Genomic DNA, 14,214 nt, shown 5'->3' with positions numbered 1-14,214 from the left:
GCCGCACGGGGCCATTGCCCGCAGCGACTAGTCTAACGTGTTTCAAGGTCAGGCGTCAGCCATTGGCTTCACAACCCGTTGAAAAATCGGAGCAATGAGCAGCGATTTCAGCCATAAGGAGACAATCGCTGCCGGAGCCCGGCCGCTCGCAACGCCGGGACAGGAAGACGAGTGCTATATCAGGGTAAGACGAGCGCTGCGGCAGATGAAAATAGTGCTACAGCAGATGAAAACGAGTGCTACGGCAGATGAAAACGAGTGCTACGGCAGATGAAAACGAGTGCTACGGCAGATGAAACGGCCGGCCGAGCAGCGACCCCTGCGCGCCATCCCGGTCCAGAGTACGGCCGATGGCCGTCATCGCCAGCCAGCGGTTTTCACACCACAGCGGCGCCAGCAGGGTCGGCTGCCGCGCTGCCGAGGTGACGCGATGAAACACCACCTCAGGCGGAGTGCGGCGAATCATCTCACAGACCGTAGCGACATAATCATCCAGCTGCGGCGCCTGCAGACGACCGGCACGCCAGGCTTTCGCCATGGTGCTGCCCTCAACAATGTGCAGGCCGTGCAGCTTAATGCCGTCGGTCCCGACCGCCAGCACCTTATCCAGGGTGGTGAGGTTATCGGCCCGGCTCTCGCCAGGCAGGCCGACGATCATATGGGTGCAGACTTTAATCCCTAGCGCGCGGGCACGGCCGGTCATCTCTGCATAACAGGCAAAATCATGGCCGCGGTTAATGCGTTTCAATGTTTGCTCCCGGGCGGTTTGCAGGCCAAGTTCGAGCCAGATTTCATAGCCCTGCGCTACATAACCGGCCAGCAATTCCAGCACCGCATCCGGCACGCAATCGGGCCGGGTACCGACACACAGGCCGACAATATCCGCCGTCTGCAGCGCCTGTTCGTACATGCTCTTCAGGGTCTGTACTTCGGCATAAGTGCTGGTATAGGCCTGAAAATAGGCCAGATACTTTTTCGCGCGCCGCACTTCACCGGCCCGGTCGTGTAACTGCTCAGCGATGCTTTTGACCTGGCTCTGTTCATCGGCAAACGAGGCCACGTTACAAAAAGTACAGCCGCCGCGGCCGATGGTGCCGTCACGGTTCGGACAGCTGAATCCGCCGTGCAAAGTCAGCTTATGCACTTTTTCGCCGTAGCGGCGCTGCAGATCCTGGCCGATGGTATTGACTAACTGGTGCAGTTGCATGCTAACCCTTACTTTTCCGTTGTTCACAAATGAAAATAAATCTCACTTCGATTTATGTAATTAAATTACAAATTTTGGCTGAAATATTAGGAACATGAGGGCAAATTTTCTCTGGCAGAAATCAATAAACATTCATTAAAAACTGCCTTTATTCACTATTGTTGCATTCGTGTTATACAGGTTATGCATTTGAAAACAAAAAAAACGCCCCAAAAAGGACACTTTTCGTTGCATTTTCGTGCAACAAAATTGTAGGATACTTACAGTTTTGCGTGGTTTTTTGATTAGTTTACAACACAAAACTTCGCAAATTATCGGTGATATTCCGCGCCTACCTATATAAACCACTAGGAAAGTGGTTCGATAAAAGGGATATCACTAAGGATTGTTTTTCTCACAAAACTTTTCCTGTGAGAGACGGAAAGGAAGCGAACCGGCCACACTGGCTGGTTTAGATTCATAACAATTAAAGGACAGGATACACAGCTGGGGCTTGCCTTGGCTTAATTGTGTCCGCTTGAACTGGAAGGATGTATCTATGGTAGATCAAGAGCAAAGTTCACAAGGTCTCTATACTCCGGAATTGGAGCATGACGCTTGTGGTATCGGTTTTGTTGCTCATCTGAAGAACCGTAAATCTCACCAAGTCGTGACTCAGGCATTGGATATGCTGGCACGTATGGAACACCGTGGCGGCCAGGGTTGTGACCCGTGCAGCGGTGATGGTGCAGGTATCTTGTTGCAGAAACCGCACGAGTTTCTGCTGGAAGAAGCGGTTAAACTGGGCATCAAGCTACCGGCGTTCGATAAATACGGTGTCGGTGTGGTACTGTTCCCGAAAGACGCAGACAAACGCGCCCAATGCCGCGAAATCCTCGAGCGCAATGCCAAGCGCCTGGATCTGGATGTGATCGGTTACCGTGTTCTGCCAACCGACAACTCAATGCTGGGCGCTGATCCGCTCAGCACGGAACCGCAATTTGAGCACGTGTTTATTTCCGGCGGTCCGGGCATGAACGCGGACGAGCTGGAGCGTAAACTGTACGTTCTGCGTAACTACACCGTACGCGTATGTCTGGAAAGCGTGTCGAACATTGGCGACGACTTCTACATCAACTCACTGTCTTACAAGACGCTGGTGTACAAAGGTCAGCTGACCACCGAGCAGGTACCGCAGTACTTCCTCGACCTGCAAAATCCGACCATGGTGACCGCGCTGGCGCTGGTTCACTCACGCTTCTCTACCAATACATTCCCTAAATGGCGCCTGGCGCAGCCTTTCCGTTACATTGCCCACAACGGTGAAATCAATACCGTACGCGGTAACCTGAACTGGATGAAGGCACGCGAGGCTATCCTGCAGTCAGACCTGTTCACCCAGGCTGAAATCGACATGCTGCTGCCAATCTGTCAGGAAGGCGGTTCAGACTCAGCCAGCTTCGATATGGTGCTGGAACTGCTGGTACTGTCAGGCCGCAGCCTGCCACACGCCCTGATGATGATGATTCCGGAAGCGTGGCAGGAAAACAAAAACATGGATCCGAAGCGTCGCGCTTTCTACCAGTTCCACGCCAACGTGATGGAACCGTGGGACGGCCCGGCTTCGGTGTGCTTTACCGATGGCGTACAGGTTGGTGCAACGCTGGACCGTAACGGTCTGCGTCCGTCCCGTTATACCGTGACCAAAGACGATTTCCTGATCATGGCATCCGAGTCCGGCGTCGTTGAAATCGCTCCGGAAAACGTGGAACACCGTGGTCGTCTGCAACCTGGCCGTATCTTCGTCGCTGACCTGGAACAGGGTCGCATCATCTCTGATGAAGAAGTTAAAGATGGCATCGCCAATGCGCAGCCATACCAGAAATGGGTGGAAGACAACCTGCTGAGCCTGAAAAAACTGCCAGCTTCAGACAACGTCCACAGCCAGCCTTCACCGGAGCGTCTGCTGCACCGTCAGCAATCGTTCGGTGTCAGCAGCGAAGAAGTCAACGACATCATCCTGACTCTGGCGAAAACCGCCTACGAACCGCTTGGTTCGATGGGTGCGGACTGGCCGGTTGCCGTACTGTCACATCAGTCACAGCATCTGTCTAACTACTTCAAGCAGCTGTTTGCCCAGGTCACCAACCCGCCGATCGACCCGATCCGCGAGCGCATGGTGATGTCGCTCAATACCTACATTGGTCGCGACCAGAACCTGCTGGCAGAAAGCCCGGCGCACTGCCGTAAAGTTGAGCTGGAATCTCCGGTCATCTCTAACGCCGAGCTGGAAAAACTGCGTGCTATCGACAACGAGCACCTGCAGGCGAAAACCCTCGACATCGTATTCCAGGCCAGCGAAGACGCCGGTAAGCTGGAACGCGCGCTGAAACGTATCTGTCAGTACGCCGAAGATGCGGTGGTTGACGGTTACTCTATTATCGTTCTGACTGACCGCGCGGTGAACTCAAACCACGCGGCGATTCCGGCCATGCTGGCAGTCGGTGCCGTGCACCACCACCTGATCCGTAAAGGTCTGCGTGCTAAATGTGGCATCGTGGTTGAAACCGGCGATGCGCGTGAAACCCACCACTTTGCAACTCTGGTCGGTTACGGCGCCAACGCGGTCAACCCGTACCTGGTCACCGAGACCATCGTTGATCTGCAGCGCGTCAAGAAACTCGACGCAGACGTTTCTGTCGAGCAGTACTTCGACAACTACCGTAAAGGTATCAATGGCGGCCTGCTGAAGATTTTCTCGAAAATGGGCATCTCGACCCTGCAGTCGTACAGCGGCGCGCAAGTGTTTGAAGCGCTGGGGATCAGCAAAGCCGTGGTGGATAAATTCTTCACCGGCACCGTGACCCGTATCCAGGGCATGACGCTGGATGATATCGCCAAAGAAGTGCTGGTTCGTCACCGTGTCGGTTACCCGACCCGTGAAATCCCGCTGCAAATTCTAGATGTGGGCGGTGTTTACCAGTGGAAACAGCGTGGTGAAAAACACCTGTTCAACCCGGAAACCATCCACCTGCTGCAAAAATCGACCCGTAACAAAGATTTTGCTCAGTTCAAGCAGTACGCCGCTGAAGTCGACCGTCAGGGCGACAAAGCCGTCACGCTGCGCAGCCAACTGGACTTCGTTAAGAATCCGGCCGGTTCCATTCCGATTGAAGAAGTGGAATCGATTGAAAGCATCGTGAAACGTTTTGCGACCGGTGCGATGTCGTTCGGTTCTATCTCGTACGAAGCGCACTCGACCCTGGCTGTGGCGATGAACCGTCTGGGCGCGAAATCAAACTCTGGTGAAGGTGGTGAAGACCCAATCCGCTTTACGCCAAAAGAGAACGGCGACTGGGAACGCTCAGCGATCAAACAGGTCGCGTCAGGCCGTTTCGGCGTCACCTCTTACTACCTGACCAACTCTGAAGAGATTCAGATCAAGATGGCGCAGGGCGCAAAACCGGGTGAAGGTGGCCAGCTACCGGGCGACAAAGTCGATGACTGGATCGGTGCAACGCGTCACTCCACTCCGGGCGTCGGTCTGATCTCGCCACCGCCGCACCACGATATCTACTCTATCGAGGACTTGGCGCAGCTGATCTACGATCTGAAAAACGCCAACCGTAAAGGCCGTGTCAACGTTAAGCTGGTGTCCGGCGCAGGCGTCGGTACGATTGCCTCTGGTGTGGCGAAAGCGAAAGCTGATGTCGTGCTGATTGCCGGCCACGATGGTGGTACCGGTGCATCGCCAATTTCATCCATCCGTCACACCGGTCTGCCGTGGGAACTGGGTCTGGCTGAAGCGCACCAGACACTGCTGAAAAACGGTCTGCGTAACCGTATCGTGGTTCAGGCTGACGGCCAGATGAAAACCCCGCGTGACATCGCGATCGCTACTCTGCTGGGTGCAGAGGAATGGGGTGTGGCGACGGCGGCCCTGGTGGTTGAAGGCTGTATCATGATGCGTAAGTGTCATAAAAACACCTGTCCGGTTGGTATCGCAACCCAGAACAAGACCCTGCGTGAGCGCTTTGACGGCCGCGTAGAAGACGTGGTGACCTTCTTCCAGTACATGGCGCAAGGTCTGCGTGAAATCATGGCGGAGCTGGGCTTTCGCACCATCAACGAGATGGTTGGTCAGGCCCAGAAACTGAAAGTGCGCGAAGAAGTCGGTCACTGGAAGTACAAAAACCTGGATCTGTCGACCCTGCTGTTTATCGAGCCGCCACGTGCCGGCGACGGTATTCACTGTCAGACTCAGCAGAACCACCAGCTGGAAAGCGTGCTGGATCGCCAGTTGATCGAAATTGCCCAACCGGCGCTGCACAGCGGCCAGGCAGTTGAAGCTGAATTGCCGATCATCAACACCGACCGCAGTACCGGTACCATGCTGTCGAATGAAATTTCGAAAGTGTACAAAGATGCCGGTCTGCCGCAGCCAATGAACGTCAAGTTCAACGGTAGTGCAGGTCAGTCATTCGGTGCCTTCCTGACCAAAGGCGTTAAATTCGAAGTCGAAGGCGATGCCAACGACTACTGGGGTAAAGGCCTGTCCGGCGGTACGCTGGTGCTGTATCCGGATCGCAACTCCAGCCTGGTGGCTCAGGATAACATCGTGGTCGGTAACGTCTGTTTCTACGGCGCGACCTCAGGTGAGTCTTACATCCGCGGTCTGGCAGGTGAGCGTTTCTGTGTACGTAACTCAGGCGCCAAGGTGGTGGTGGAAGGCGTGGGCGACCACGGCTGTGAATACATGACCGGTGGTGTGGCTGTGATTCTGGGCGCAACCGGACGTAACTTCGCCGCCGGTATGAGTGGCGGTACCGCCTACGTGTGGAACAAATCAGGCGACTTCGAAACCAAGCTCAATGCTGAGCTGGTGGACTTGGATCCGATCGAAGCCGAAGACAAAGCACTCCTGAAAGAGATGCTGACCAAACATGTAGAGTTCACAGGAAGTGACGTTGCACAAGCGTTCCTGGACAACTTCGAAGATAACCTGGCCGATATGGTTAAGGTCATGCCGCGTGATTACAAAGCGGTACTGAAGCAGCGTCAGGAAGCAGCAGCAACAGCAGAAGCGGAGGCAGTGTAATGGGTAAGCCTACTGGATTTTTAGAATTTGGTCGTGAACTACCACAGAAGATCGACCCGGCAGAGCGTATCAAGAACAACAAAGAGTTTGTTCTCAACGACGAGTTTGGCAGCAAGATCAACGAGCAGTCATCCCGTTGTATGGATTGTGGCGTACCGTTTTGTCATAACGGCTGCCCGATTGGTAACATCATTCCTGAGTTTAACGATGCGGTGTATCGTGACAGCTGGGAAGAAGCGTGGAACATTCTGAGCTCGACCAACAACTTCCCGGAGTTTACCGGTCGTGTGTGTCCTGCTCCGTGTGAAAGTGCCTGTGTCCTGGGCATTAACCAGGACCCGATCACCATCTGTAACATCGAAAAGACCATCGTGGAGCGTGCCTACCAAGAAGGTTACGCCAAACCGAAAACCCCACGCAGCCGCACCGGCAAAAAAGTGGCGATCATCGGTTCAGGCCCGGCGGGCCTGTCCGCAGCCGAGCAGCTCAACAGTGCCGGCCACGAAGTGACGGTATTTGAACGGGATGAGAAAGTCGGTGGTCTGCTGCGCTTTGGTATCCCGGATTTCAAACTGAGCATGGATGTCATCGATCGTAAGATTAATCTGATGGCGGAAGCCGGCGTCAAGTTCGAAGTCAACCAGCACATCGGTGTCGATGTGAACGCTCAGCAACTGCGTCAGGAATTTGATGCCGTGCTGCTGACCGGTGGCTCAACCGTACCGCGTGATCTGCCGATCCCGGGCCGTGAACTGAATGGCGTATACTTTGCGATGCAGTTCCTGGGTCAGAACAACCGCCGTGCCAACAACATGGACCTGAAGACGGAAGAAATTCACGCCAAAGGCAAGCATGTGGTGGTCATTGGTGGTGGTGATACCGGCTCTGACTGTGTCGGTACGTCCAACCGACACGGCGCAGCCAGCATCACTCAGGTGGAAATCATGCCGATGCCACCGGAAAAGCGCCCGGCAAACATGCCTTGGCCGCAATACCCGATGATTCTGCGCACCTCAACTTCCCATGAAGAAGGCTGTGAGCGTCACTGGAATATTCTGACCAAAGAATTTATCGGCAACGATAAAGGCGAAGTGACCGGTCTGCGCATTGCCGACATCGTGTGGAAAGACGCCGCACCTGGCGAACGTCCGGGCTTTGAAGAAGTCGCGGGCAGCGAGCGTGTGATTGCGTGTGATATGGCGTTCCTGGCCATGGGTTTCCTGCATCCGGAACCACACGGCGTGCTGGCTCAACTGGACATTAAACTGGATGAGCGCGGCAACGTGGCGACCCAGGATTTCGCCACCAACCAAAAAGGCGTATTCGCAGCAGGCGATATGCGTACCGGCCAGTCTCTGGTGGTACGTTGTATCAACGAAGGCCGTGAATCTGCCCGTGCGGTTGACGCTTACCTGATGGGTAATACCCATTTAGAGGCAAAAGCGGACTCACTGATGCTTTCAGCATAAAAGTCCAGAAATTAAGGCTCGACAGAAGCAATTCTCTGCGAGCCTTAATTTAGACACCATAAGATCCTTCCTATTGTTCCTATTTGGCTAGCAGTCTCTGCTAGCCTTTTTTATGTGATTCTCATCCGCTGAGAGTTATTTGTTAAAAACCTGTAACACCACCATTCCTATCTATTTGAATTTATTGACAATTAACAGAGTAATAGCTGGTAAATAGCTGACAGACATGATTATTCACCAAAAACTTGACCTTTTTCACAATAAGCTATAGGTTGTGAATTCAGTGATAAATAGACTGTCTCGAATTGTTAAGTTTTTAGTCACTTAATTTTCATAATTATTTAAATTATAACAATACGAACGAATAGTTAGTCATTTACTGTCTGGATGACAGAGAAGCAAAAGGGAGAATTGCAATGGCTCTATATGATCCAAGTCTTGAGAAAGACAACTGTGGATTCGGCTTGATCGCGCACATGGAAGGTCAGGCTAGTCATAAATTGGTTCGCACCGCGATTTCTGCTCTCGATCGCATGACTCACCGTGGCGGTATTGCTGCCGATGGAAAAACCGGTGATGGCTGTGGTCTCCTGCTACAAAAACCCGATTCTTACCTGCGCCTGATGGCTGAAGAACAGCACTGGAAGCTGGGTAAGCAATACGCGGTTGGTATGATCTTCCTGAGCAGAGATCCTGTAAAAGCGCAGACTGCGCGCGACATCATTAATAAAGAGCTGGCGCAAGAAACACTCACGGTATCCGGATGGCGTACCGTACCAACCAATCCGAAGGTACTGGGTCCGATCGCCGCGGAATCCCTGCCTGATATTCAACAAGTCTTCATTTCTGCCCCGGCTGGCTGGCGCGAGCGTGATATTGAACGCCGCCTGTATATCGCCCGTCGTCGCATCGAAAAACAGATCAGCGAAGACAAAGATTTCTACATCTGTTCGCTTTCAACTCAGGTCATTGTTTACAAAGGCTTGTGTATGCCGGCGGACCTGCCACGTTTCTATCTTGATCTGGCAGACCTGCGCATGGAATCCGCGATCTGTCTGTTCCACCAGCGTTTCTCAACCAATACTCAGCCTCGCTGGCCGCTGGCTCAGCCGTTCCGCTATCTGGCGCACAACGGTGAGATCAACACCATCGAAGGTAACCGTCAGTGGGCCCGTGCCCGCGCGTACAAGTTCTCTTCGCCGCTGCTGCCGGATCTGAAGAGTGCCGCCCCGTTTGTTAACGAAACCGGTTCTGACTCGTCCAGCCTGGATAACATGCTGGATCTGTTTTTGGCCGGTGGTATGGATATCTTCCGTGCCATGCGCATGCTTGTGCCGCCTGCGTGGCAGAATCACCCGGATATGGACGACGATCTGCGCGCGTTCTACGATTTTAACTCCAAACACATGGAGCCGTGGGATGGCCCGGCCGGTATCGTTCTGTCTGACGGCCGCTACGCAGCGTGTAACCTCGATCGTAATGGTCTGCGTCCGGCGCGCTACGTGATCACCAAAGACAAGCTGATCACCCTCGCCTCTGAAGTCGGTATCTGGGATTACGCTCCGGATGAAGTGGCCGAGAAAGGCCGCGTCGGTCCGGGCGAGCTGCTGGTGATTGACACCCGTAAGGGCAAACTGTGGCAATCGGCCGAGATCGATAACGATCTGAAGAGCCGTCACCCGTACCGCGAGTGGATGAAAAATAACGTCTACCCGCTGAAAAGCTTTGCTGAACTGCCGGATGATCAGGTCGGTGAGCGCAACTTCGATGAAGATCAGCTCAACACCTACCAGAAACAGTTTGCGGTGACCCGTGAAGAAGTGGATCAGGTGCTGCGCGTCATGGCCGATATGGGCCAGGAAGCGGTCGGCTCTATGGGTGATGACACTCCGATGGCGGTGCTGTCTTCCAAAGAGCGCCTGCTGACCGACTATTTCCGTCAGAAATTTGCTCAGGTCACCAACCCGCCGATCGACCCGCTGCGCGAAAAACACGTGATGTCGCTGGCGACCAGTATCGGTCAGGAAATGAACGTCTTTAACGAGACCGATGGCCACGCCCATCGTGTGACTTTCGACTCGCCGGTCCTGCTTTACTCAGACATGCAGCAGCTGCTGACGCTGAGCGATCAGCATTACCGCAATACGATTCTCGACATCAACTTTGATCCGCAGCAGCAAGATCTGAAACAGGCCCTGCTGGAACTGTGTGATAAAGCCGAGCAGGTGGTGCGCGAAGGCACAGTGCTGATCGTTCTGTCGGACCGCGCCCTGACTGAAGGCAAACTGCCGATCCCGGCCGCGATGGCCGTCGGCGCGGTGCAAACCCGCCTGGTGGAAGCCAACCTGCGTTGTGACGCCAACATTATTGTTGAAACCGCGACCGCCCGTGACCCGCACCAGTTCGCCGTACTGATCGGCTTTGGCGCGACAGCAGTCTACCCGTACCTGGCGTACGAAGTGGTCGGCAAACTGGTTGATGACGGCGTGCTGGAGAAGAGCTACCGCGACGCGATGCAGAACTACCAGTACGGTATCAACAAAGGTCTGTACAAGATCATGTCCAAAATGGGCATCTCGACCGTGGCCTCTTACCGTTGTTCACAACTGTTTGAAGCGGTCGGCCTGCACACCGACATCGTCGATCTGTGCTTTAAAGGTGTGGCGACCCGTATTCAGGGCGCGAACTTTGAAGACTTCCAGCAGGATCTGTTCAACCTGTCACGCAAAGCGTGGACCAAACGTAAAACTGTTGAACACGGTGGTCTGCTGAAATACGTCCATGGCGGTGAATACCACGCCTACAACCCGGATGTGGTCGGCACACTGCAAAAAGCGGTCAAATCCGGCGCAAGCAGCGATTATGCTGAGTTTGCCAAACAAGTGAACCAGCGTCCGCCAGCCATGCTGCGCGACCTGATGACACTGAAAAAATCCGATAAGCCACTGCCGCTGGAGCAGATTGAACCGGCTACCGAGCTGTTTAAACGTTTCGACTCAGCCGCAATGTCTATCGGCGCCCTGAGTCCGGAAGCGCACGAAGCGCTGGCCATGGCGATGAACCGCATCGGTGGTCACTCAAACTCAGGTGAAGGTGGTGAAGATCCACGTCGTTTCGGTACCGAGCGTAACTCGCGCATCAAACAGGTCGCCTCCGGCCGCTTTGGTGTCACACCGCATTACCTGACTAATGCTGACGTGCTGCAAATTAAAGTCGCACAAGGCGCGAAACCAGGTGAAGGCGGCCAGCTGCCGGGCCACAAAGTGACGGCGGAAATCGCCAAGCTGCGTTACTCGGTGCAGGGCGTCACCCTGATTTCACCGCCGCCGCACCACGATATTTACTCGATTGAAGACTTAGCCCAGCTGATCTTCGACCTCAAACAGGTTAACCCGCAGGCGCTGGTTTCGGTCAAACTGGTTTCCGAACCAGGGGTCGGCACCATCGCGACCGGTGTGGCGAAAGCCTACGCGGACCTCATCACTATTTCCGGTTATGACGGCGGTACCGCCGCCAGCCCGCTGACGTCGGTTAAGTATGCCGGCAGCCCTTGGGAACTGGGTCTGGCGGAAACGCAGCAGGCACTGGTCGCCAACGGTCTGCGCCACAAGATCCGCCTGCAGGTGGACGGTGGCCTGAAAACCGGTCTGGACGTGATTAAAGGTGCGATTCTCGGTGCGGAAAGCTTCGGTTTTGGTACCGGTCCAATGGTGGCGATGGGTTGTAAATTCCTGCGTATCTGTCACCTCAACAACTGTGCAACCGGTGTGGCGACTCAGGACGAAACCCTGCGCCGCGACTACTTCAAAGGTCTGCCGGAAATGGTCATCAATTACTTCACCGGTATTGCCGAAGAAGTACGTGGCTACCTGGCGGAGCTGGGCGTTGAGAAACTGACCGATCTGATTGGCCGTACTGACCTGCTGGAAACCGTGCAGGGCATGACCGCCAAACAGAGCAAACTGGACTTGTCCGGTATTCTGGAAGCGCCGCTATCACCGGATAACTTGCCACTGTACTGCACCCAGCCAAACACACCGTTTGACAAAGCGGTACTGAACCAGAAGATTGTCGACGATGCGCTGCAAGCGGTTGAGAACCAGCAGTCGACTGAACTGTACTATGATGTGATTAACACTGACCGCTCCGTCGGCGCCCGCCTGTCGGGTGAAATTGCCAAACGTTACGGCAACGCCGGTATGGCGGCTAACCCGATCAAAGTGGTACTGCAAGGTACCGCGGGTCAGTCCTTCGGGGTATGGAACGCAGGCGGCGTAGAGCTGTACCTGACCGGTGATGCCAACGACTACGTCGGCAAAGGCATGGCCGGCGGTAAGATTGTGATCAAACCGCATCTGGGTACCGCGTTTACCTGTAACGAAGCGACCATTGTCGGTAACACCTGTCTGTACGGCGCAACCGGCGGTAAGCTGTTTGCGGCCGGTAAAGCGGGCGAACGTTTCGGCGTACGTAACTCAGGCACCATCGCGGTTATCGAAGGCGCGGGCGACAACGCCTGTGAATACATGACCGGCGGTATCGTCGCGATTCTGGGTGCAACCGGGGTCAACTTCGGTGCGGGTATGACCGGTGGTTTTGCTTATGTGCTGGATGAAAACGGCGATTTCGCAGGCCGCGTCAATGACGAGTCGGTCGAAGCGCTGTCGCTCAATGAGCTGTACATCCATCAGGAGCATCTGCGTGGTCTGATCGCCGAGCACCTGGAAGAAACCGGTTCAGTGCATGCTGAAAACATTCTTGCGAACTTTGATGAATGGATTCCGAAGTTCTACTTAATTAAACCTCAGTCTGCGGATCTACAGACCCTGCTCGGTCACCAAAGCCGCAGCTCTGCAGAACTGCGCGTTCAAGCACAATAATTGGAAGGAGCCGAAGTAATGAGCCAGAACGTATACCAATTTATTGATGTTAACCGGGTTGATCCGGCCAAGAAGCCGATCAATGTGCGTAAAATTGAATTCGTAGAAATTTACGAACCTTTCACCCAGCAGCAAGCGGGCGCTCAGGCGGACCGCTGCCTGGATTGCGGTAACCCGTATTGTGAATGGAAATGTCCGGTGCACAACTACATCCCGCAATGGCTGAAACTGGCCAACGAGGGCCGGATTCTGGAAGCGGCCGATCTGGCGCACCAGACCAACAGCCTGCCGGAAGTGTGCGGACGCGTCTGTCCGCAGGACCGTCTGTGTGAAGGTTCCTGTACCCTGAACGATGATTTTGGCGCAGTCACCATCGGTAATATTGAAAAATACATTACCGATACCGCGTTCGAAATGGGCTGGAAACCGGACATGTCGAAAGTGGTGTGGACCGACAAAAAAGTCGCGATCATCGGTGCCGGCCCTGCTGGCCTCGCTGCGGCTGACGTACTGGTGCGTAACGGGGTCAAACCGGTCGTGTTTGACCGTTACCCGGAGATCGGTGGCCTGCTGACGTTCGGTATCCCGTCCTTCAAGCTGGAGAAAGGCGTGATGGAAAACCGTCGCCGCGTCTTCACTGAGATGGGGGTTGAGTTCCGCCTTAACATCGAAGTGGGTAAAGATGTCCAGCTGCAGGATCTGATCAACGAGTACGATGCCGTGTTCCTGGGCGTAGGTACCTACAAGTACATGCGTGCCGGTCTGGAAAACGAAGATGCGCAAGGCGTGTACGATGCCCTGCCGTTCCTGATTTCCAACACTTATAAAGTGATGGATCTGCCAAGCAACGAACCTTTCCTCGATATGGCCGGTAAAAAGGTCGTCGTGCTGGGTGGTGGTGATACCGCAATGGACTGTGTACGGACCTCAATTCGTCACAACGCGGCTAACGTTATCTGTGCGTACCGTCGTGACGAAGAGAATATGCCGGGCTCACGCCGCGAAGTGAAGAACGCCAAAGAGGAAGGGGTTGAGTTTATGTTCAACCTGCAGCCGCTGGGGATTGAAGTCAACGCCGCGGGCCACGTCAGCGGTGTCAAAGTGGTCAAAACTGCACTGGGTGAACCGGATGCCGCCGGCCGTCGTCGTCCGGAGCCGGTCGAAGGCAGCGAACACGTGCTGGCGGCCGATGCCGTTATCATGGCGTTTGGTTTCCAACCGCACCAGATGAGCTGGCTGGAACCATTCGGGGTCGAGCTGGATCAATGGGGCCGCATTAAAGCGCCTTCTGAGCAATCATTCCGCTTCCAAACCAGCAATGAGAAAATCTTTGCCGGTGGTGACGCAGTACGCGGCTCAGATCTGGTGGTGACCGCTATCGATGAAGGTCGTAAAGCGGCCGAAGGCATCATGGACTTCCTCGAGGTCTGATCGATAGCCGTAGTGCCTGTCGCCATGCGTCAGGCGCTACACGCTTCACTGTTTGACAAAAGGATTCATCATTGATGAATCCTTTTTGTTTTATACTAGGGACTGTCGGCTGCAGCGCTCAGGGCGTTGGGTTTAGTCAAGCTAAGCGAG

5 protein-coding genes are annotated in these 14,214 nt (G+C 54.5%); 4 read left to right on the top strand and 1 reads right to left on the bottom strand.

From position 1 onward, the window contains the following. Positions 1–283 precede the first annotated feature (283 nt). Positions 284–1,207, bottom strand: coding sequence for a TIGR01212 family radical SAM protein (locus J0X00_RS14840; protein ID WP_282477095.1), 924 nt, complete (start codon positions 1,205–1,207; stop codon positions 284–286). 538 nt (positions 1,208–1,745) lie between these two features. On the opposite strand from J0X00_RS14840, the gene gltB (J0X00_RS14835) reads away from it, so the two are divergent. The 4 genes from gltB (J0X00_RS14835) to J0X00_RS14820 all read left to right on the top strand — a co-directional run bounded on the left by gltB (J0X00_RS14835) (position 1,746) and on the right by J0X00_RS14820 (position 14,064). Further along, entirely contained in the window at positions 1,746–6,284 is a 4,539-nt protein-coding gene (gene gltB / locus J0X00_RS14835; protein ID WP_282477094.1) for a glutamate synthase large subunit, read from the top strand. Further along, positions 6,284–7,753 carry a glutamate synthase subunit beta gene (locus J0X00_RS14830; RefSeq protein WP_136483371.1) on the top strand — a complete coding sequence of 490 codons (1,470 nt, stop codon included), beginning with the start codon at positions 6,284–6,286 and terminating at the stop codon, positions 7,751–7,753. Before gltB (J0X00_RS14835) ends, J0X00_RS14830 begins: the two co-directional genes overlap by 1 nt. Before the next feature lie 416 nt (positions 7,754–8,169). Next, positions 8,170–12,633, top strand: a complete 4,464-nt coding sequence (gene gltB / locus J0X00_RS14825; protein WP_136483370.1) for a glutamate synthase large subunit — start codon at positions 8,170–8,172, stop codon at positions 12,631–12,633. Positions 12,634–12,651: 18 nt separating this feature from the next. Next, complete coding sequence (locus J0X00_RS14820) at positions 12,652–14,064, top strand: FAD-dependent oxidoreductase (RefSeq protein ID WP_136483369.1); 1,413 nt, start codon at positions 12,652–12,654, stop codon at positions 14,062–14,064. Positions 14,065–14,214 lie beyond the last annotated feature (150 nt).

Origin of the sequence: Vibrio sp. ABG19, from assembly GCF_029962385.1 — a bacterium.
Taxonomy (GTDB): Bacteria; Pseudomonadota; Gammaproteobacteria; order Enterobacterales; family Vibrionaceae; genus Vibrio; species Vibrio ostreae.
The sequence above is the reverse complement of the archived record's forward strand: the minus strand, read 5'-3'. Positions and strand labels throughout refer to the sequence as shown.